The sequence below is a fragment of the Phenylobacterium sp. genome (genome assembly GCF_004799395.1).
Taxonomy (GTDB): domain Bacteria; phylum Pseudomonadota; class Alphaproteobacteria; order Caulobacterales; family Caulobacteraceae; genus Phenylobacterium.
The window spans coordinates 1-19262 of the sequence record NZ_SSMZ01000237.1; the positions used below are offsets into that span (position 1 = coordinate 1).

The 19262-nt window shown below is 67.7% G+C and carries 18 protein-coding genes; 7 read left to right on the top strand and 11 right to left on the bottom strand.

Translation table 11 applies throughout. The annotated features are described in order from the left end of the window. The first annotated feature begins 137 nt into the window (after positions 1-137). On the top strand, positions 138-599 hold the full coding sequence (locus E8A12_RS14925) for an AraC family ligand binding domain-containing protein (protein ID WP_293370178.1): 462 nt from the start codon (positions 138-140) through the stop codon (positions 597-599). Between the two features lie 10 nt (positions 600-609). On the opposite strand, the gene E8A12_RS14930 is transcribed toward E8A12_RS14925, so the two are convergent. Both E8A12_RS14930 and E8A12_RS14935 read right to left on the bottom strand, forming a co-directional pair. Next, positions 610-1878 (bottom strand): cytochrome P450, encoded by a 1269-nt coding sequence (locus tag E8A12_RS14930; protein WP_293370180.1) that lies wholly within the window; start codon positions 1876-1878, stop codon positions 610-612. 93 nt (positions 1879-1971) lie between these two features. Continuing rightward, a complete protein-coding gene (locus tag E8A12_RS14935) occupies positions 1972-3003 on the bottom strand; it encodes an acetamidase/formamidase family protein (protein ID WP_293370182.1) in 1032 nt (343 codons plus the stop codon). 177 nt (positions 3004-3180) lie between these two features. Here E8A12_RS14935 and E8A12_RS14940 point away from each other — a divergent pair, with 177 nt between their 5' ends. Beyond that, a complete protein-coding gene (locus E8A12_RS14940; RefSeq protein WP_293370184.1) occupies positions 3181-3651 on the top strand; it encodes an SRPBCC family protein in 471 nt (156 codons plus the stop codon). Here E8A12_RS14940 and E8A12_RS14945 read toward each other — a convergent pair. After that, on the bottom strand, positions 3648-4847 hold the full coding sequence (locus tag E8A12_RS14945) for a DUF1501 domain-containing protein (RefSeq protein WP_293370186.1): 1200 nt from the start codon (positions 4845-4847) through the stop codon (positions 3648-3650). The genes E8A12_RS14940 and E8A12_RS14945 overlap by 4 nt on opposite strands. Next, positions 4844-6340: a DUF1800 domain-containing protein gene (locus E8A12_RS14950; protein ID WP_293370188.1), complete on the bottom strand. Its 1497-nt coding sequence runs from the start codon at positions 6338-6340 to the stop codon at positions 4844-4846. The genes E8A12_RS14945 and E8A12_RS14950 overlap by 4 nt, the downstream gene beginning before the upstream one ends. A gap of 207 nt (positions 6341-6547) precedes the next feature. On the opposite strand from E8A12_RS14950, the gene E8A12_RS14955 reads away from it, so the two are divergent. Next, positions 6548-8485, top strand: a complete 1938-nt coding sequence (locus E8A12_RS14955) for a PQQ-binding-like beta-propeller repeat protein (RefSeq protein WP_293370190.1) — start codon at positions 6548-6550, stop codon at positions 8483-8485. 2 nt (positions 8486-8487) lie between these two features. Here the strand turns inward: E8A12_RS14955 and E8A12_RS14960 are convergent, their stop codons facing one another. Next, positions 8488-10752: an ATP-binding protein gene (locus E8A12_RS14960; RefSeq protein WP_293370192.1), complete on the bottom strand. Its 2265-nt coding sequence runs from the start codon at positions 10750-10752 to the stop codon at positions 8488-8490. A 196-nt stretch (positions 10753-10948) separates the two neighbouring features. Between E8A12_RS14960 and E8A12_RS14965 the strand changes: the two genes are divergently transcribed. Further along, positions 10949-12808 (top strand): NAD(P)/FAD-dependent oxidoreductase, encoded by a 1860-nt coding sequence (locus tag E8A12_RS14965; RefSeq protein ID WP_293370194.1) that lies wholly within the window; start codon positions 10949-10951, stop codon positions 12806-12808. On the opposite strand, the gene E8A12_RS14970 is transcribed toward E8A12_RS14965, so the two are convergent. From E8A12_RS14970 to E8A12_RS14995, 6 genes are all read right to left on the bottom strand, one after another. Further along, entirely contained in the window at positions 12805-13839 is a 1035-nt protein-coding gene (locus E8A12_RS14970) for a hypothetical protein (RefSeq protein WP_293370196.1), read from the bottom strand. The two genes, E8A12_RS14965 and E8A12_RS14970, sit on opposite strands and share 4 nt — an antisense overlap. 61 nt (positions 13840-13900) lie before the next feature. Next, complete coding sequence (locus E8A12_RS14975; protein WP_293370198.1) at positions 13901-14305, bottom strand: hypothetical protein; 405 nt, start codon at positions 14303-14305, stop codon at positions 13901-13903. A gap of 100 nt (positions 14306-14405) precedes the next feature. Further along, positions 14406-14828: an MAPEG family protein gene (locus E8A12_RS14980; protein WP_293370200.1), complete on the bottom strand. Its 423-nt coding sequence runs from the start codon at positions 14826-14828 to the stop codon at positions 14406-14408. Positions 14829-14842: 14 nt separating this feature from the next. Beyond that, positions 14843-15604, bottom strand: a complete 762-nt coding sequence (locus E8A12_RS14985) for an SDR family oxidoreductase (protein WP_293370202.1) — start codon at positions 15602-15604, stop codon at positions 14843-14845. Between the two features lie 2 nt (positions 15605-15606). Continuing rightward, on the bottom strand, positions 15607-16338 hold the full coding sequence (locus tag E8A12_RS14990) for an SDR family NAD(P)-dependent oxidoreductase (RefSeq protein WP_293370204.1): 732 nt from the start codon (positions 16336-16338) through the stop codon (positions 15607-15609). Positions 16339-16341: 3 nt separating this feature from the next. After that, positions 16342-17151 carry an enoyl-CoA hydratase-related protein gene (locus E8A12_RS14995; protein WP_293370206.1) on the bottom strand — a complete coding sequence of 270 codons (810 nt, stop codon included), beginning with the start codon at positions 17149-17151 and terminating at the stop codon, positions 16342-16344. Positions 17152-17270: 119 nt separating this feature from the next. Here E8A12_RS14995 and E8A12_RS15000 point away from each other — a divergent pair, with 119 nt between their 5' ends. The 3 genes from E8A12_RS15000 to E8A12_RS15010 all read left to right on the top strand — a co-directional run. After that, positions 17271-18239: an alpha/beta hydrolase gene (locus tag E8A12_RS15000; RefSeq protein ID WP_293370208.1), complete on the top strand. Its 969-nt coding sequence runs from the start codon at positions 17271-17273 to the stop codon at positions 18237-18239. Beyond that, a complete protein-coding gene (locus tag E8A12_RS15005) occupies positions 18236-18880 on the top strand; it encodes a glutathione S-transferase family protein (protein ID WP_293370210.1) in 645 nt (214 codons plus the stop codon). The genes E8A12_RS15000 and E8A12_RS15005 overlap by 4 nt, the downstream gene beginning before the upstream one ends. Further along, a partial coding sequence (locus E8A12_RS15010; protein ID WP_293370212.1) for a glutathione S-transferase N-terminal domain-containing protein occupies positions 18877-19262 on the top strand: 386 nt, incomplete at its 3' end. The genes E8A12_RS15005 and E8A12_RS15010, both read left to right, overlap by 4 nt.

Genomic DNA, 19262 nt, shown 5'->3' on the forward strand with positions numbered 1-19262 from the left:
GAAGTGTCGACGTCGCTGGAGCCCTGAGGAGAAGCGGCGGCTGGTGGCGCTGACCTATCGGCCCGAAACGTCGAGCGGGTTATGACCGGACGCTTACGTCTCGACTATGCTCGGGACGACATCATCCGGAGCGTCCCATGATCCGAGCCCTCATCCTTGCCACATCCCTCCTGGCCGGCGCCGCCACGGCGCAGCCCGCCGGCCAGGGCGTCTACGCCTCCGCCGCTCAGATCAAGGCGCTCACCGCCCATCCGAAGGATGGTCTGGCTACCGTCAACGCGCCGACCGGCGCTGGCACGACCCTGCTGGCCGCGCGCCGCGATGTGCCGGGTCAGGTGGAACTTCACACTCACCTGAACGACCAGTTCGTCGTCCAGGCGGGTCACGCGACCGTTCGCGTCGGCGGGTCCGTCGCAGGCAACCACGAAACCGCGCCCGGCGAGTTCCGCGGCGGGACGATCACCGGGGGCCACGACTACCAGCTCGCGCCCGGCGACATCCTGTGGATCCCGGCCGGCGCGCCGCATCAGGTGACGCCCAAGGGCGGGACCTTCCGCTACCTGGCCTTCAAGTTCGAGGCGGTTCCGGCGCCCCGCTAGGCCCAAAGCTTCAGGCTCGCCGCGGGATGCGCACCGGCAGGGTCTCGTAGCCCTTCACGAACACCGAATGGGTGCGCTGCGGCTCCTCGACAAGCTCGATCTCCGGGAACCGGCGCAGGATCTCTTCCCAGATGATGGTCAGCTGCAGCTCGGCCAGCCGGTTGCCGACGCAGCGGTGGATGCCGAAGCCGAACGACAGGTGAGTGCGCGGCCGCTCACGGTCGATGATGTAGGCGTTGGGATCGACGATGACGCTGTCGTCGCGGTTGCCCGAGACGTACCACATGGCCACCAGGTCGCCCTCGCGGATCGTCTTACCCCCGAGCTCGAAGTCCTGGGTGGCGGTGCGCCGCATGTGCGCCAGCGGGGTCTGCCAGCGGATGGTCTCCGAGACCATGGACGGGATCAGCGACGGATCGGCGCGCAGCTTGTCGTACTGCTCCGGGTGCTTGTTCAGGGCATAGACCGATCCGGAAATGGTGTTCCGCGTCGTGTCGTTGCCACCGATGATCAGCAGGCCCAGGTTGCCGTTGAACTCGTGGACGTCCATGTCGCGTGTGGCCTCACCATGGGCCAGCATTGAGATCAGGTCGAACTTCGGCGGGACCGCGATGCGCTCGTTCCACAGTTCGCGGAAGGACGAGAAACAGACGTCCAACTCCTCGCGCTTGTGGTCCCAGCTCTTCACCGGCCCGAAGCCCGGCGCATTGGTCATCATGTCGGACCAGTAGGTGAGCTTGCGCCGCTCCTCGAAGGGGAAGTCGAAGAGGGTGGCCAGGGTCATGGCCGTCAGCTCCTTCGAGACCAGGTCCACCCAGTCGAAGGTTTCGCCGATCGGCAGCGCATCGAGGATCACGCCGGCCCGGTCGCGGATGGTCGGGGCCATGTTCTGCAGATTCGAGGGCGCGACGACCGGGCTCACCGTACGCCGCTGCACGTCGTGCTTGGGCGGATCCATGGAGATGAAGCTGGAGCGCGTCGGGCGCTTGGCCATCTCGGCCTTGGATTCCAGGCTCTGCAGGGTGATGCCGTCGGCCGAGGAGAACACCTGATGGTTGGTGTCGACGGCCATGATGTCGTTGTAGCGCGTCACCGACCAGAAGGGCCCGTAGTCGCTGTCGGGCGTATAGTGCACCGGCGCTTCAGCGCGCAGCCGGTCGAAATAGGGCCACATGGCGTCGGTGGCGAAGAGCTCCGGCTGGGCCGGGTTCAGCGTCTCCAGGGGCTCGGCGTAGGCGCGGGCCTGGGCCTCGCGCTTCAGGTCGACGGATCCGTCCATCGTGCAAACTCCTCCGGCGGCGTGCCGGCGCAGTTTGCCTGCGCCGTCGCTCGTGGCGGAATGGGACGCTCGCCGGGCGCCCCTGGCAAGCCGCTATTTGGCGAAGATGGCCTTGGGCATCATGACGTGAACGCCCTTGTTGCGGTCGACCAGCTCGGTGATGTCGACGTCGCCGGCGACGCTGACCAGCATGTAGGCGTCGTCGCGGGTCAAGCCTTTGTGGGTGACCAGGAACTCCACCATGTTGCGCACCGCCTTCTGGGTGGCGACGGCGATATCGTCGTCGAAGCCCATGGCGATGAAGTGGGTCGGACTTTCGGCGCGCGGGTAGGGCAGGCGCTCGCCCTTGTGCAGGATGAATTGGAAGGTCCCGACCAGGGACGTCTCCATGGCGGTGACGTCGACCTCGCCGTTGCCCTGGCCCGCATGGCCGTCGCCAACGTTGAAGAAGGCGCCCTTCACGAAGACTGGCAGGAAGAGCGTCGTCCCGGCCACCAGTTCCTTGTTGTCCATGTTGCCGCCGATCACCGTCGGCGGCGTGGAATCCCAGCGGCCCATCTCCAGCGGAGGGGCCACGCCCATGCTGCCGAAGAAGGGATGCAGCGGAATGACGATGCCGGGGCCGAAGCGGGCGACCATTTTCTCCCGGTCGAGCGGGATGATCTTGGTGCGGCGGTAGGGGAAATCGTCCCGCAGTAGACCGTTCGCGGGGCCGAAGCCGTTGTAGGCGTAGGGGACCGCCAGATCGATCTTCTGTATGCGGATCTCCAGCGTGTCGCCGGGCTCCGCGCCTTCGATCGCAATGGGGCCGGTAAGCACGTGGCCGCCCGGACCGCGCGCCGAGGCGGGCACGTGCTCGTAGACGTCGCGCAGGGCGGGCTCGATCTGGTCGTCCGGGACGCCGTTGGCCTTGAGGCCCGTGGGATTGTTGGTCAGCAGGGTGTGGACCGCAACCACGTCGCCCGACTTGATCGTCAGCGCGGGCCTGTCCGTCCCGTCGTAGTGGCCCCAGGCCACGGTCGAGGGCGTGGGCTCAAGCGTATAGTCGGCCGCTCCGGCGCCGTGCGCGGCGGCCGCGAGCATGAGGGTGGCCGCCAGGGCGGCGGGCTTTGCAGATCCGATCATGAATGTCCCCAATACGCCGGGTCCCGCGGCGCGGCGCAAACTATTGGTCTGGCGGCGCTTCGACGCAAGCCGGCTTGACCTCAAGGGAAGCCTGGCGACTGAAATTTGCCGGTCGTGTCGGCAGGGCCGATGCTGTGGCGTCCTCCAGACGCATGTCTGGAAGAGGAGACAAAGATCATGGCCGAGACCTTCCGCGTCGAACGTTCGACGATGATCGACGCCCCGGCGGCGGCGATCTTCCCCTACATCAACGACTTCCATGCCTGGGCCGCCTGGTCGCCGTTCGAGAAGATGGACGCCGAGATCGCCAAGACCTTCTCCGGTCCGAAGAGCGGCGTGGGCGCGGGTTATGCCTGGGTGGGCAAGAAATCGGGCTCCGGCAGCGTGGAGATCCTGCAAGCCGACGCGCCCTCCAAGATCGTGATCCAGCTCGACTTCACCAAGCCATTCACCGCCCACAACACTGCCGAGTTCGTCTTCGAGCCCCAGGGATCGGGGACCAAGGTCACCTGGGCGATGTACGGGCCGACAACCTTCGTGACCCGGCTGATGCACATGGTCTTCCCGATGGACAAGATGGTCGGCCCGCAGTTTGACGAGGGTTTGGCCGCCCTGAAGTCGATCAGCCAAAGGGCGCCGGTGGCCTAGACCAGCTGCAGGTCCTTGGGCGCCGCGCCCGGGAACACCTGGCCGAGCTGGCTTTGATTGAGGCCGTAGATGCGCCCGAACAAGCCCCCGATCAGGGACCGGTAGTCGGTGAGGACGGCGTAGTCGCGGTTCTGGTTGAGGGTGGTCTCGACCACCTGGACCTGCTCGCCGGCCAGCCGTCCGCCCTTCACGCCGCCGCCCATGACCCAATAGACGCTGCCGTGGCCGTGGTCGGTGCCGCGGTCGCCATTCTCGCGGAAGGTGCGCCCGAACTCGGACACCACGACGACGACGGTGTCCTTCCAGGCGTCGGGGCCAATCTCGTCGGCGAAGCCCGCGAGGCCGCGGCCCAGTTCGCCGAGCCGGCCGGCCAGATAGCCCTGCGCCGCGCCCTCGTTCACGTGGGTGTCCCAGCCGCCGATGTCGACGAAGCCCAGGTTGTAGTTCGCCTTCATCAGCCGGCCAATCCGCCGGGCCGACAGTTCGAAGCCCTTGGGCGAGACCGCGCCGCGATTTGCAGCGACCATCTCCTGGGAGATCGACTGGTAGACTTGGTTGCGGACCTGGAAGCCCTCGGCGACCGAGGGGCCGAGCGGCTGGCCTTGGTACATCTGCTGGATCAGGCCCGCCAGGTGGTCGTCGACGCCGGGCTTGCCCACACCGCCGACACCGACGTTGGGGATCGGCTTGCCGCCCCGGAAGGTGAGGGGAAGTTGGTCGGTGAAGGCGATGGGCTCGGCGCCGCTGAGCGTCGTCGAAAGCCGGCTCATGAAGCCGGAGCCGTAGTTGCGCGATCCCTGAACCGCCTGGCCAAGCTCGATGGTGTCCTGCGTCTCGAAGTGGCTGCGCGACAGGTCATCGCCAGCGCCGGCGAAGGGAACGAAGGCCACCTGGCCGGCTCTCCAGAGCGGATAGATGGTGTCTTTCAGCGCTGGGTGCAGGCTCCAGTCGGCGTCCAGCGGCAACGCGGCGTCGGGGTTGGCCGGATCGGGCTTGGCGATGTGAAGGGTCGGGCGAGCCTGGTAGTAGAAGTCACTGCTCGTGGGGATCACCACATTGGCGGCGTCATAGGCGCCGCGCAGGAAGACCACCAGCAGGCGGGTCGAGGTCTGCGGCGCGGCCCAGACACGGCCCGCCACCAGAGCGGGCGCCGCGCCGGCGGCCAGGGTCAGAAGGTGGCGGCGGTGAAAGGTCATCGGCGCATGAACTCCGGAGACGACAGGAACAACGTGTTCCAGTCCTGCGGCGATCCCGCCTGGCCGAGGGCTGACTTGGTGGGCGCGGCCAGGGTCTGGTCAATGCCGGCCTTGTAGTAGAGGGCGTTCTGCAGCTGCGGGAAGGCCGGTTGATCCTTGGCCTGCGGCTGGTCGAGTTTGAAGAGGCCGGCCGAGCCGGAGCCGATCTGCCGGGCGATCTCAAAGCGCACCGCCAGCTGGCCGGGCCCGTCCCACGACGCCGCGGCCATGGAATAGCCGTCCGGTGTCTCGTGGTTGTAAAGGCCCTCGGTCATCCGATTCAGCCAGTTCTGCATCGGCGTGGTGTTGAGGATCACCCGGTCGTCGTAGGCCAGCCGCACGGCGGAGACCGCGTAGTGCATGGGGTCCTTGAAGGCCTTGCCGAGCGAGGCTTCGAATTCGCGGCTGGCGAACAGCACGCGGAGCGTCGCGGCGATGTCACCGTCGGATCGCTGGAAGGCCTTGGCCATCCGCTCGACGACAGCCGGCGGCGGGTCGTCGCCCATGAAGTAAGCGGCCATCTGCGCCGAGACGTGATGGGCGGTGGCCGGTTCGCGAGCCAGTATGTCCAGCGCCTGTTCCACCTCGCCAAAGCCGGAGCCTTTGATCGTGTGGCCAAGGAAGACCTTGTCGCCGAAGTCGTGACGGTTCGGATTGAACTCGAAGAGGCCAGAGCGGACGAGCAGCGGCTGGTAGGCGGCCTTCAGCTTCGGCGGATCGGGGTTCAGGTCGACGCCCACGCCGGTGAGGATCCGCGCCAGTTCCTGCACGTCCTTCTGGCTGTAGCCGGAGCCGACACCCAGGGTGTGCAGCTCCATGATCTCGCGGGCGTAGTTCTCGTTGATGTGGCCGTTGGCGTTCTGGTCGTTGTCCAGATACCGCTGCATGGCCGGGTGTTTGAGCGTGGCCTCGAGGAGGTCGCGGAATTTGCCCAGCGCGCGCGGCCGGATCGCCTGATCCTCGTAGTCGCCGATCATGGCGCGGACGTCGCGCTTGTACATGTGGACGTTGAAGTGGTTCAGCCAGAACCAGGTCATCTGCTCCTGCAGCTGGTCTGGCGAATAGAGGTCGCGAAGCAACTCCCGCGCCGCGGCCTGTTTGCCGAGGTCGGTCATTCCCTGCTGATAGGCCTGCTGGGCCAGCTTCTTCTGGTCGGGGTCGGTCAGCTTGTTGGCCGCCTGGCTCTGGGCGTTCAGCTGCACGACCAGATCGGTCATGGGCGTCTTGCTGATCGACAGGGCGTCGATCTGCGCCTGCGCCTCGGGGGGAAGACGGTCTTCGGCCCGGGGGCGTAGCTGGCGTTCCAGCCAGGCGCGCGCGCCCATCTTTTGCAGATCATCGGCGCTGGTCGCCGACTCGCCCCAGCTGACGCGATTGAGCAGCGCCAGATCGTGCACGCTGAGGCTGGCTTCGGCGTGGACGCTCGTGGCGAACAAGGCCGCGGTGGCGGCCAACAGCGCTTGTCTGGGTCGGTTCGGGCGCATGCCTGACACTTCCAGCGATCGAGGGAGCCTATCGGCCCAGGGTTACGGAACCACGAAATCCCGGCCTCACTAAGGCGCGGCGTTGGCTGAAGGGGAGCTGAACGCCGCTGAAGGGTTGCTTGTTATCGACCCCCGGCGGCGTCTAGGCTTGGAAAAACCGGTTTGGGGAGCGACGGAATGAAAGCTTGGATCGTGGCGGCGGTCGCCGCAGTTGGGGCGGCGCTGCTCGCCGCGCCGCTGGCGGCGAACGCCCAGGCGACGGCGACGGGCGAGGCGGTGTTCAACGCCCGCTGCAAGTCCTGTCACGAGCCGGCCATCGACCGGGCCCCAAACCGCACGACGTTGTCGACCTATCAGCCGGCGCAGGTACTTCAGGCGCTGAGCGGCGGTGTGATGACGCCGATGGCCCAGGGCCTGTCGGACGCCGACAAGGCCGCGGTCGCAGCCTTCCTCACAACGGCGCAGCTCCCAACCGAAGCCCATCCGCAGCCGGGCGGCGCACGCGCCATTCCCGCCGCCAACCGTGGCGTCGACGTGATGTGCGCCACCAACCCGCCAATCCATACGACGGCCAGCGACTGGGCCAGCGTCGGCCTCGACGCCCGATCGAGCCGCTTCCAGGCCAATCCGGGCCTGAAGGCGGCTGACGTGCCGAGACTGAAGGTGAAGTGGGCCTTCGCCATGGCCGGCGGCTCCATGCCAACGGTGGTCGGCGACTGGCTGTTCATCACCAACCGTTCGGGCAAGTTCTATGCCCTCGACGCCAAGACCGGCTGTGTTCACTGGGTGGTCGAGGGCGTCTCGTCGCGCACCACGCCGATGGTCGTGAAAAGCGTCATTTCGCCGAGCGGCTGGGCGACCTTCGTGGGAGAGCGCACGCGCGTGGTGCGGGCCATCGACGCGCAGACCGGCAAGGAGATCTGGCGCTCGGCCCAGCTTGAGACGAACCCGGTGGCCGGGATCACCGGTACGCCGGTCGTCTCCGGCGACCAGCTTTTCGTGCCTCTGACCTCCGGCGAGGAGCCGGCGGCGCGGCAGTTGACCTACGCCTGCTGCAGCTTCCGGGGGTCGCTGGTCGGCCTCGACCTCGCCACCGGCAAGACCCAGTGGAAGACCTTCGTCATCACCGAGCCGCTGCATCCGACCCACAAGAATTCGGCGGGCGTGATGATGCAGGGACCAGCGGGCGCCGCGATCTGGTCGGCGCCGACCGTCGACGCCAAACGCGGCCTCGTCTACGTGGCGACCGGCGACAGCTACACCGATGAGCCGACCAAGGGCGATGACGCGATCGTCGCCATCGAGACCAAGACCGGCAAAATCCGCTGGTCGACCCAGGTCACCGAAAAAGACAACTTCATCATGGGCTGCGAGAACCATTCGAACCTGCCCAACTGCCCGACGCCGGTGGGCCCGGACTATGACTTCGGCGCCTCGCCCATCCTGTTCACGCTTCCCGGCGGCAAGCAGATCGTGCTTTCCGGCCAGAAGTCCGGGATCGCCTACGGCATGGATCCGGACACCGGCAAGCTGGTCTGGAAGACGGCGGTGGGCTCCGGCTCGGCGCTTGGCGGAATCGAATGGGGCATGGCCGCCGACGACAAGCGGCTCTTCGTGGCGATCTCCGACGTGATCAACTTGTTCGGCGAGGTGCCGGGCCTGGCGCCGGTCACGGACGACAAGCTGGGGCCGCCGAAGCCGGGGCTCTATGCGCTCAATCCGGCCAACGGCAAGTTCCTCTGGTCGACGCCGGCCCCCAAGGCGGACTGCCATTACGCCGGCGACCGAAGCCGCGACTATTCCAAAGGCGCCTGCATCCGCGCCCAGTCCGCCGCGCCGTCGGCCATGCCGGGCGCGGTGTTCTCCGGGACGATGGATGGCTGGTTCCGGGCCTACGATCCGGCCACCGGCAAGATCATCTGGGCGTTCTCGACGACGGCCCAGACCTACGACACGGTCAATCAAGTCAAAGGCCAGCCGGGCGGCAGCATCGACGGCATGGGCCCGGCGATCGCCGGCGGCATGGTCTATACGATGAGCGGCTTTTCCGGCGCGGCCAACACCGGCGGCAATCCAGTGAACGTGCTCTTGGCCTTCTCGCCGGACGGCAAGTAGGTCTAGCCGGCGATCCGCAGGATCTCGCCCAGCAACTGGCCGGGCGAGAAGGGCTTGGGCACGAAGCCGTTCATGCCGGCGTCGTGATAGGCCGCCTGATGGTGGGTCATGACGTCGGCGGTCAGGGCGACGATGGGGACGTCGGCTTCCGGCGAGCCCAGGGCGCGGATACGGCGCGTGGCCTCCATGCCGTCCATGACGGGCATGTTCACATCCATCAGGATGAGGTCATAGCCGCCGCGGGCCGCCGCCGCGATCGCCGCCTCGCCGCTGTCGGCGGTCTCGGCCTCGGCGCCTAAGGCTTCAAGGGATTTCAGGCCTACGAGGCGATTGGTGCGGTTGTCGTCGACGACCAGCACTCTCAGTCCGGCGAGCGGAGCATCGCCCGCGTCGACCTTTGGCGCGTGGGCAGGCGCCTCGGCGGGCGGGGCGTCGATCTCGAACCAGAAGACAGAGCCCAGGCCCTCGGCGCTCTCGAAGCCCATGTCGCCGCCCATCATCCGCGCCAGGTTGCGCGAGATGGCCAGGCCCAGGCCCGTGCCGCCGAACTTGCGGTCGGGGCCGGTGTGGGCCTGCTGGAAGCGGTCGAAGAGGGCGTCCTTGGCATGGTCGGGCACGCCGACGCCGGTGTCCTGCACCTCGACCCGAAGCTTGCGCGCCGCGCCTGAGCCGTTGACGCTCATGCGCACCTCGACGCCGCCGGTCTCGGTGAACTTCACCGCATTGCCGATGATGTTGAACAGGCACTGGCGCAGTCGGATGGGGTCGACCATCGCCCAGCCTCCGCCGTCCCAGCCCTGAGGCTCGGCGCTGGCGCGCAGGTATAGGTTCTTGCTGTCGGCCTGCGGGTGCAACAGGGCCACGACGCTGGTCATGACCGCCGCCGGATCGGTGGGCGCCGGCGTCACGTCCAGCTTGCCGGCCTCCATCTTGGAGAAGTCGAGCACGTCGTCGATCAACTGGGCCAGCATGTCGCTGCAGGCGAGCGCCTCGCCCAGCAAGTCGCGGCCCTCGCGGCTGAGGCCCTCGCGCTTCAGGAGGTTGAGGACGCCGACGATGCCGTTCATCGGGGTGCGGATCTCGTGGCTGACCGAGGCCAGGAAGCTCGATTTGGAGGCAGTGGCCGATTCCGCCAGCAGGCGGGCTTCGGTCAGCGCCAGCTCCTGGCGCTTCTGATCGTCGATATCCAGCAGCAGGCCGACGCCGCGCGTGGGCGCGCCGGTGGCGTCGCATTCCGTCTGCCAGTAGACACGCACCCAGAGCGCGCCCTCGGGCCGCATGACCCGCGCCTCGCAGGACACCGGCTGCCCGGCCTCGATGCTGGCCTGGCCCATGCTGCGCATGGTGACGCGGTCATCCGGATGGAAGATGGCCCTGGGATCCGTGGCGGCGCGGGCGGCGTCGAGCGTGTTCTGTCCCATCAGGTCGCGGAATTCCTGCGACGACCAGTATTCGCTCTTGGCGTAGTCATAGCCGAACACGCCGGCGCGCGCGGCGGCGAGCGCCAGTTTCAATCGGCCGGCGCTGGCGTTGGCGTCGTCGCGGGCCTGCGCCAGGTCGGTGACGTTCTGGCTGAGGCCATACATCTCGTAACGGCCGGACTTCAGCCTGCGCCCGGAGCGGTAGAGCACGCGCAGCACGCGCCATCCGCCGTCGCCGGTCCGGTAGCGCATGTCGGCTTCAGCGGCGCCTTCCTCGTGGGTCAGCCGCTCGCGGATCGCGTCGTCGATGGGCCGGTCGTCTTCGTGCTGGATGAGCTGCAGGGCGGCGACCGGGACCGGTTCCTGGTTGCCGCCATGGCCAAGGGCGAGCTCACTCGGGAAGTGATAGAGCCCGGCCTCGGGGTCATAACGCCAGATGCCGACCTCCGCGTCGTGCATCAGCCGGCCGCGGGCCGCGAAGTCGGCTTTCATGCGCTCCAGCACGCTGCGCTCGCCGGTGACGTCGACCAACATGGCGAGGATCTGACCGCCGGGCTCTTCCTGCAGGTCCAGGCGCAACCAGCGAGCGCCGTCTGCGCACTGGAATCCGAAGGTCTGCACGCCCTCGCCGATGGGTACGTCCGTGGCCGCTGAACGCAGACGGTGGCCAAGCGGCTCGCCGGTCAGGCTGGCGGCGGGCACGTCCAGCAGCTGGGCGAAAGCCGCATTGACCTCAAGGAAGCGCAGTTCCGAGTCGAGCACGGCCATGGGCAGGGGGAGGGTGTCAAAACCCAGCCCTTGGGCCCTTCCGCTGGCGGCGTCCCGGGTGGCGTGCAGCGTTGCCATGGGAACACCATGCTCGGCGCAGGTTAAAACCTTCCTCTCAATCCGGCGCTTTTCCGCGCGTTTCCGCGGGTCGGCGATGGCGGGCCGGGTTCGATCAACGGGTACGACGCGAGTGTCCGACGCCTTGATTGTCCTGACACCATCTCTAGCTTGATGGCGCAGGAGTCCCGTGAAGGGGCCGGGAGGATTCGCGACCATGACCGACACGCTTGACGCCGCCGGGAACGGCAAGCTCGCCGACGACGGCCTCGGCCTCGGCCTCGGCCTCGGCCTCGGCCTCGGTTTCGATCCGGACGCCCTGCGCGAAAAATACCGCCAGGAGCGCGACAAGCGCCTGCGCGGCGATGGCAACGCCCAATACCGCGAGGTCGCCGGGGAATTTGCGCGATACCTGGAGGATCCCTACGTCGCGCCGGGCTTCACCCGCGCGGCCCGGACCGATGAGGTCGAGGTGGTTGTGGTCGGCGGCGGCTTCGGCGGACTGCTGGCCGGCGCCCGGCTGCGCGAGGCCGGCCTCGACGACATCCGCATCATCGAGAAGGGCGGCGACTTCGGGGGCACCTGGTACTGGAACCGCTACCCGGGCGCGGCCTGCGATATCGAGAGCTACATCTACCTGCCGCTGCTGGAAGAGGTCGGTTACGTCCCGAAGGAGAAGTACACCCGCGCCCCGGAGATCCTGGCTCATAGCCGGGCGATCGGCGAGCACTTCGACCTCTACAAGGGCGCGCTTTTCCAGACCGAGGTCACCGCCATGAGCTGGGACGACGCGGGCGCGCGCTGGATCGTCGAGACCAATCGTGGCGATGCGCTGAGGGCGCGCTTCGTGGTGATGGCCAACGGCCCGCTGCACCGGCCCAAGCTGCCAGGCATCCCGGGCATCGGGAGCTACAAGGGCCACTCTTTCCACACCAGCCGCTGGGACTACGAGTACACCGGCGGGACCTCCGACGGCGGCCTCACCGGCCTGGCCGGCAAGCGGATCGGCGTGATCGGCACGGGCGCGACCGCGGTGCAGTGCGTGCCACACCTGGGCGCCGGCGCGGGCGAGCTCTTCGTCTTCCAGCGGACGCCATCCTCGATCGACGTGCGCAACAACCGCCCCACCGATCCGGACTGGGCGGCGAGCCTCGAACCCGGCTGGCAACAGCGGCGGATGGACAATTTCAACATCCTGCTGTCGGGCGGCTTCCAGGCCGAAGACCTAGTCAACGACGGCTGGACCGACATCATCGGCAACATCCTGTTGCTTGCGCGCCGGAAGATGGAGGCTGGCGAGATCGTCGATGACCCGGCGGCGCTGATGCAGCTGGCCGATTTCAAGAAAATGGAGCAGGTCCGCGCGCGGGTGGACAGCGTGGTCCAGGACGCCGGCGTCGCTGGGGCGCTGAAGCCCTACTACAACCAGTTCTGCAAGCGGCCGTGCTTCCACGACGAATATCTGGCGACCTTCAACCGCCCCAACGTCCATCTGATCGACACCCAAGGCAAAGGTGTCGAGGCGATCACCGAGAAGGGCATTGTCGCCAACGGCGTCGAGTACGAACTCGACGGCATCGTCTATGCGACCGGCTTCGAAGTCGGCACGTCCTATGTCCGCCGCTCAGGCTATGAGCTCCACGGCCGCGGAGGCCAGACGCTGACGCAGAAGTGGGGCGACGGGGTCTCGACCCTGCACGGGCTCTACAGCCGCGGCTTCCCCAACTGCTTCATCGTCTCGAACGCCCAGTCGGGCTTCACCGCCAACTTTCCGCACATGATCAACGAGCAGTCCAAGCACATCGCCTATGTGCTGAAGCACTGCTCCGAGCACCAGGTGCGGGTGGCGGAACCCAGCCAGGAGGCCGAGGACGCCTGGGTGCAGACGATTATCGACCTGTCGATCCAGCGGCAGAAGTTCCTCGAGGCGTGCACGCCCGGCTACTACAACAACGAGGGCAATGTGCAGGCGATGAGCGCGCGCAATGGGTCCTATGGCGCGGGGCCAGTGGCCTTCGTGAAGGTGCTGGAAGACTGGCGCGCCGAGGGAAGTCTGAAAGGCCTCGAACTCAACTAACCGCCGCTCACGTCCACGGCCTCGATCTTGCGGCCTTCCTTATCGGCCTTGCGGGCGCCGGCCAGGATGCCTGGAAGCGCGTAGTTGCCTTCGTGGCAGGCGTATTCGTAGACCGGCCCCTTGGCGGCGTTGAGTGGCATTTCCGCCTTCCAGACCTGGCCGTAGGTCGCCGGGTCGTCGACCTCGAAGCGGTAGAGGATCTGGGTTGGTGAGACGCGGGTGAATCGCTCGGTCACCTTGGCGTTCGGCGACAGCAGGATCGAGTTGCTGAAATAGGGCCTGAGGCTCTCGCCCGGATTGAAGTTGGTGGTTTCGACTACGAGGGTGTCGCCCTCCCACCAGCCGATCGAGTCGCCCATCCAGGGGCGCATGTAGTCGGGCAGGTGCTTCTTGTCGGCCAGGTTCTTGTCGATCAGCCGCACGATGCGCACGTCGTGGTTCATCTCCACCAGGATCGCCACCGAGTTCTTGGACTGCACGATCTGATAGTTGTTGTTGTAGAGCACGTTGAGCATCGGCGGCCCGGCCGTCGAGCCGAAGCCCAGGATGCAACGCTCGCCCAGCGGGCGGTTCTCCGGCCCGTCCCAGCTGTTTCGCGCTTTGCGCAGCGCCTCGATGTAGGCGGCCTTGCCGGAGACGGAATAGGGCAGCTGGCCGTCGGCGGGGTCGACGATCCAGGAGGTGCGGACCTGGCCGTTGATGCGGCCCAGGCTGACGCCAGGATCGGTCCAGGAGGCGTTGTAGCCACCCGGGTCGTTGCCCTCCGGCGGCGCGCCGGACTTGGGATCGGTGGGCTTGTCCTGCTGGGCGCGGGCGGCGGCGCGGCGTTTCTCCAGGGCCGCGGCCTCGGCGTCGGTCAGGCTCAGCGACTTGAACATCGCCGGGCGCTGCAGGCTGGTCAGAGAGGCGTTGGTCCAGGTCCCTTGCAGGTCCGGCTGGCCGAAGCCGTTCTTCGGGGCGTGGTAGTCGGCGGCCTGGGCGGCGCCGGCGGCGAGCAACGCGGAAAGCGCGAGGGCGGCGATTTTGATCATGCGTGGATAGTTCGCCCCCGCGGCCCGGCTGGCAAGCCGGAAGGCGTCGGCCAGCGCAGCGTCAGCTTTCTTGAGTGGCCGGGCCCGAATAGGCGAGGTAGCCGCGTTCCACCATCCGGCGCATGGCGTCATAGACCTGGGAGAGTTCTTCGTAGGCGGTGCGCAGGTGCGCCAGGTGTTCGACCTGGTCGCGGGTGAGGGCGTGACCCTTTTCCGTCACGGCGAGCGAGGCGGCGACCCATTGGGTGCGGGCCACCGCGGTCGCGAGCGCCAGGCGCTCGAACTGTGCGACCTCGGCCTTGCCGATAGCGCCGCCAAGCACCTTCTTGTTGGCGGCATAGGCGGCGTAGTCGATCTGCTCGAGCTGGCCGCGCAGCTGGCGCTGGGCCTTCGGATCGACGTCGTCATCCGGCTCGAAATGGTCGGCGGAACTCCGCCACAGGCTAGTCGCGCGGCTTATCGGCATTCAATCGCTCCGGACCCATTGGACCGCAATCACCGGCCAACATGGCGCGTCAGCCTTAATAAACGTTGATTTTTTGGCTCGGCGACTTGGCGGGGCGATCTCAGAACACCGCCATCGCTGCGCGGATCGCCATGACCAGCAGGACCACCGAGCTCACCATGAAGATCGAGAACCTGACCATGATCGCGTTCCTTGTCGCCTGTACGAGGCTGTGGATCACCCGCAGGCCCACATATGCCCAGGCCAGCCAGGCGTTGAGGCCGCCGCCCTGTCCGATCAGCGCCAGCGCCAGGGCTGTGGCGTAAAAGATCGTCGGTTGCTCCATCAGATGGTTGTAGTTGTCCGCTTTCCAGCGGACTTCGGGCGGCAGGACATTCTCGAAGTCCGAGGACGGGCGTCGCGGGTCGTAGACGATCTTCAGCCGGGTGATGGCCGGGATGCGGGTCGCGTAGAGCCAGGCCCACATGACGAAGGACCAGAGCACGAGCGCGATCACCGGCGCGAGGATGGGGCTGGCGGGCATCGCGGTCTCCGAGGCTAGGCGTTGCGGGCCATCAGCCCGCCGTCCACTGGGATGGTCGCGCCGGTGATGTAAGAGGCGGCGGGCAGGCAAAGGCTGAGCGTGATGTGCGCGACCTCCTCGGGGCGGCCGTAGCGGCGAAGGGCTGTGCGGCGCCGGGCGAAGGTCTCCTTGTCGCCCGCGGGAATGGCTTCCGTCATGCCGGTGAGGATCGGGCCGGGGCAAATGCAGTTGACCGTGATGCCTTCCGGGCCGAGTTCCACGGCCAGGGCGCGGGTCAGACCGGCGACGCCGGCCTTGGCGGCGGCATAGGCGCTGTCACGAGCGGTCGCGCCCAGGGCTTCGGTGGAGGCGATATTGACAATGCGGGGCGCAGCCGACTTGCGCAGATGCGGCAGGGCGGCGCGGATGATCCGCTGATGGGCCGTCAGCATGACGCCGAGCGCGCGGGCCCAGATCATCTCGTAGTTCTCGGCGTCGAGGGCCGCGAAGCCGCCCACGCCGGCGTTGTTGACCACGATGTCGAGGCCCCCGAAACGCGCGGCGGCCTGGGCGACCACGGCCTCGATGGCCACGCCGTCGGCCACGTCCAGGGTCCAGGCCTCGGCGCTCAGGCCGCGGTGCACCAGGTCGTCGGCCACCTCGCGGACACTTTCGGCGGCGATGTCGGTCAGAGCCACGTGAGCGCCCTCGGCGGCGAAAACCTCGGCGGTGGCGCGGCCCATGCCGCTGGCCGCGCCGGTGATCAGCACGGTGGATCCGGCGACGGATCGGGACATGGTCACAGGCTCAAGCCTCCATCGACGATAAGGGTCTGGCCGACCACGTAGGCCGCCAGCGGAGACGCCAGGAAAAGCGCCGCGCCGGCCATGTCCTGCGGCGTGCCCATGCGGCCAAGCGGGATGGAGCGCAGCGCGCCTTCGCGGCGTTCGGGATGCTCGGTGGTGACCTTGGTCAGCTTGGTGTCCACGAGGCCAGGCGCCAGACCGACGACGCGGATGCCGTCCCGCGCCCAGGCCTCGCCCAGCGTCTTGGTCAGGCTGACCGCGCCGGCTTTCGAGGCGGCATAGGCCGGATTGCCGCGGTTGGAGGTGTAGCCGGAGACGGACGAGACGATGACGATCACGCCGTTTCGCGCGGCCAGCTGGTCGTGGAACTTGTTGGCGCAAGCCATCAGGCTGTCGAGGTTGACCGCCATCACCCGGTCCCAGCCGTCCGGCGCGAACTCGCCCCGCCGATAGACCACCGTACCCTGGCAGAGGATCAGCACATCCAGCGCCCGCGGACCGGCGGCGGCGTCGATCTCGGCGCGGTCGCCGACGTCGACCTGGCTGTAGGCAAGGCCATTGAGGTCGGAGCCCTCGACGCCGTCGTAGGCCTCCGCGTTCCTGCGGGTGCCCCACACGTGGACGGCGGCGCCGCGGTCGAGGAAAGCATGGGCGACGCCGTTGCCGATCCCGCTGGACCCGCCGACCACCAGCACGCCCTTGCCGCTGAAATCGAGCTCGTTCATCGGCTAGCGTCCCTTGAAGACCGGCGGGCGTTTTTCCAGGAAGCTCGCCACGCCTTCGCGGTGGTCGTCGGTCTGCATCAGCTCACGGATCGCGCCCATCGCCCAGGCGCCGATCTCGCGAGGGTCGCCATAGGCCGTGCGGTTCAGGCCAGCCTTCAGCCGCTGGACGGCAAGCGGCGGGTTGGCGGCGATGCGGGCGGCGAGCGCCAGGGCGCGCGGCATCAGGTCGGCGTGGGCGACCACCTCGCTGACCAGGCCGATGCGCAAGGCCTCGGCTGCATCGATGACATCGCCGGTGAACAGCAGTTCGGCCGCCTTGGCCGGCCCGACGATGGCCGGCAACCGATAGAACCCGCCGACATCACAGGGCAGACCCCGCTTTACGAAAAGCTCAGCGAATTTCGCGAGGTCCGAGCAGATCCGGATATCGGCGAACAGGGCGAGCTCCATCCCCCAGCCGACGGCGGCGCCGTTCACGGCGGCGATCACCGGCTTTGAGCACTCCAGTGCAGCGATGGCGGCCGGCGTGGCCGTCGGCGCTGCAGCAGGCGTGGCCGAGACGCGCTTCGGCCCGGCCATGATCTCACCCACGTCGTCGCCGGAACAGAAGGCCGGATCGGCTCCGGTCACCACAACGCAACGCACATCGGCGGCTGTGGACGCCGCGCGGAAGGCCGTCTCAAGCTGGTCGTAGGCCCGGTAATTGAGCGCATTGCGCCGATGCGGGCGGTCCAGAGTGATGATGGCGACGTGGCCGTCGAGACGGGTGGTCACCCCCTCAGGGGCGGCGGTTGGATCGGCGGTCGCGGACATGGCGGCATTCTCCTCGGCAATGCTCGCATGGCGGGAGGTCAGGTCAACGGTTCCGCCAAGTCACCCTTGCCACCGCCGCGCCCAGCGCGGAGCATGATAGCCTCAGGGAGAGAGGCGAAATGCCCGAATTCAGGACCGTCGACGCCGGCCAGGCGCAGATTCGTGTCGCCGTGGAAGGCGAGGGGCCGCTGGTCCTTATGGTCCATGGCTTCCCGGAGAGCTGGTACAGCTGGCGCCATCAGATCGGGCCGATTGCAGCGGCCGGCTTCACCGCCGCGGCCATGGACGTGCGCGGCTACGGTGGTTCCGACAAGCCGGGCGAGGTCGCCGCCTATTCGATGGAGAACCTGACCGCCGACGTGGCCGGCGTCGCCAAGGCGCTGCAGCCGGAGGCGCCGGCGATCCTGATCGGACATGACTGGGGCGCGCCTATCGTCTGGAATTCGTCGCTGAGCCGGCCGGAGGCGTTCAAAGCGACAGCCGGCCTCTCGGTGGCCTATTCCGGCGTGCCGAACCGGCCCTTCACCGACATCTTCCGCGAGGCCTTCACGGACAAGGGCCTGTTCTTCTACCAGGCCTGGTTCCAGGAGGTCGGGCCGCCGGAGGCGGAGGCCGAGGCCGACGTGCGCGGCTTCCTGCGCAAGTTCTACTACTGGGCCAGCGGAGAAAGGCCGGCTGGGATGGCCGCGGAGAAGAAGCATGGCGCGCCCCTGCTCGAAGGCCTGATCGACCCGGAGGTCTTCCCCGCCTGGCTGACGCCGGCTGACCTCGACTATTACGTGGGGGAGTTCACCGGCTCGGGCTTCTTCGGGCCGATCAGCCGCTATCGGAACCATGAACGCGATTTCGAATGGCTGCAGCAATTCAAGGGCCGCAAGCTTGAGATGCCGACGCTATTGATCGGCGGCGACCGCGATCCGGCGTTCAACGGTTTCGGTCGCATCGCCGACCCGGGCGCGATGATGCGCCAGCATGTGACCGACCTGCGCGGCGTGCACGTCCTGCCCGGCTGCGGCCACTGGACCCAGCAGGAGCGGCCGGCGGAGGTCACTGCGCTCTTGATCCCCTGGCTGAAGAGCGTCCGTTGATCCGGCTCTACCACTGCGCCGATGCGCGCTCGTTCCGCCCGCTCTGGGCGCTCGAGGAACTGGGCCTGGACTACGAGCTGATCGTGATGCCGTTCCCACCGCGCTATCGGGCGAAGGAATACATGGCCGTCAATCCGCTGGGCACCATCCCGGCGCTGGTCGACGGCGAGACCTTCATGACGGAGTCCGCGGCGATCGTGCAGTACCTGGTCAGCCGTTACGGGCCGAGCCCGCTCGCGGTCGAGGCGGACGACCCGGCCTATGGGGCGTGGCTGAACTGGCTACATTTCGGGGAGGCGACGCTGACATTCCCGCAGACCCTGGTGCTGCGCTATCGCCGCTTCGAGCCGGGCAAGGCCGAGGTGGTGGCCGACGACTACGCCAAGTGGTTCCTGGCCCGGCTGCGGGCTGTGGATCGGGCATTGCAGACCGGGGACTGGCTGTGCGCGGGGCGCTTCACCGCCGCGGACATCTCGGTGGGCTACGCCCTGCTGCTGGCCGCCCAGCTTGGCCTGGACGCGGAGTTCACGCCGGCCGTCGCCGCTTACTGGTCGAGATTGCAGGTCCGGCCCGGCTTCCAGGCGGCCAAGGCCTCGCAAGTGCGTCATGCGCCCGCCGGCTCGGAGACGTTCGCCTCATGACCGACGAGATCATCCTGCACCACTATGACGCCTCGCCCTTCTCGGAGAAGGTGCGGGTCATGTTGGGTGTAAAGGGCCTCTCCTGGCGCTCGGTCATCCAGCCGGTGATCATGCCGAAGCCTGACCTGATCCCGCTGACCGGCGGCTACCGGCGCATTCCGGTGCTGCAGATCGGCGCCGACGTCTACTGCGACACCCAAGTGATCCTTGCGGAGCTGGAGGCGCGGCATCGCAAGCCCGCCGTGGCCCGGGGCGCCGACTGGGCCGTCAATCTGTGGGCCGACCGCCTGTTCTTCCAGACCACCGTGGCGGTGGTGTTCGGCGAGACCGGCGACGCTGTGCCCAAGGCCTTCATCGAGGACCGTGAGAAGCTCTCCGGCCG

What these genes read in the sequence shown, in the direction of transcription:
- E8A12_RS14925 (WP_293370178.1), top strand. Translation starts at nt 138, where the DNA reads ATGATCCGAGCCCTCATCCTTGCCACATCCCTCCTGGCCGGCGCCGCC.
- E8A12_RS14930 (WP_293370180.1), bottom strand. Translation starts at nt 1,878, where the DNA reads ATGGACGGATCCGTCGACCTGAAGCGCGAGGCCCAGGCCCGCGCCTAC.
- E8A12_RS14935 (WP_293370182.1), bottom strand. Translation starts at nt 3,003, where the DNA reads ATGATCGGATCTGCAAAGCCCGCCGCCCTGGCGGCCACCCTCATGCTC.
- E8A12_RS14940 (WP_293370184.1), top strand. Translation starts at nt 3,181, where the DNA reads ATGGCCGAGACCTTCCGCGTCGAACGTTCGACGATGATCGACGCCCCG.
- E8A12_RS14945 (WP_293370186.1), bottom strand. Translation starts at nt 4,847, where the DNA reads ATGACCTTTCACCGCCGCCACCTTCTGACCCTGGCCGCCGGCGCGGCG.
- E8A12_RS14955 (WP_293370190.1), top strand. Translation starts at nt 6,548, where the DNA reads ATGAAAGCTTGGATCGTGGCGGCGGTCGCCGCAGTTGGGGCGGCGCTG.
- E8A12_RS14960 (WP_293370192.1), bottom strand. Translation starts at nt 10,752, where the DNA reads ATGGCAACGCTGCACGCCACCCGGGACGCCGCCAGCGGAAGGGCCCAA.
- E8A12_RS14965 (WP_293370194.1), top strand. Translation starts at nt 10,949, where the DNA reads ATGACCGACACGCTTGACGCCGCCGGGAACGGCAAGCTCGCCGACGAC.
- E8A12_RS14970 (WP_293370196.1), bottom strand. Translation starts at nt 13,839, where the DNA reads ATGATCAAAATCGCCGCCCTCGCGCTTTCCGCGTTGCTCGCCGCCGGC.
- E8A12_RS14975 (WP_293370198.1), bottom strand. Translation starts at nt 14,305, where the DNA reads ATGCCGATAAGCCGCGCGACTAGCCTGTGGCGGAGTTCCGCCGACCAT.
- E8A12_RS14980 (WP_293370200.1), bottom strand. Translation starts at nt 14,828, where the DNA reads ATGCCCGCCAGCCCCATCCTCGCGCCGGTGATCGCGCTCGTGCTCTGG.
- E8A12_RS14985 (WP_293370202.1), bottom strand. Translation starts at nt 15,604, where the DNA reads ATGTCCCGATCCGTCGCCGGATCCACCGTGCTGATCACCGGCGCGGCC.
- E8A12_RS14990 (WP_293370204.1), bottom strand. Translation starts at nt 16,338, where the DNA reads ATGAACGAGCTCGATTTCAGCGGCAAGGGCGTGCTGGTGGTCGGCGGG.
- E8A12_RS14995 (WP_293370206.1), bottom strand. Translation starts at nt 17,151, where the DNA reads ATGTCCGCGACCGCCGATCCAACCGCCGCCCCTGAGGGGGTGACCACC.
- E8A12_RS15000 (WP_293370208.1), top strand. Translation starts at nt 17,271, where the DNA reads ATGCCCGAATTCAGGACCGTCGACGCCGGCCAGGCGCAGATTCGTGTC.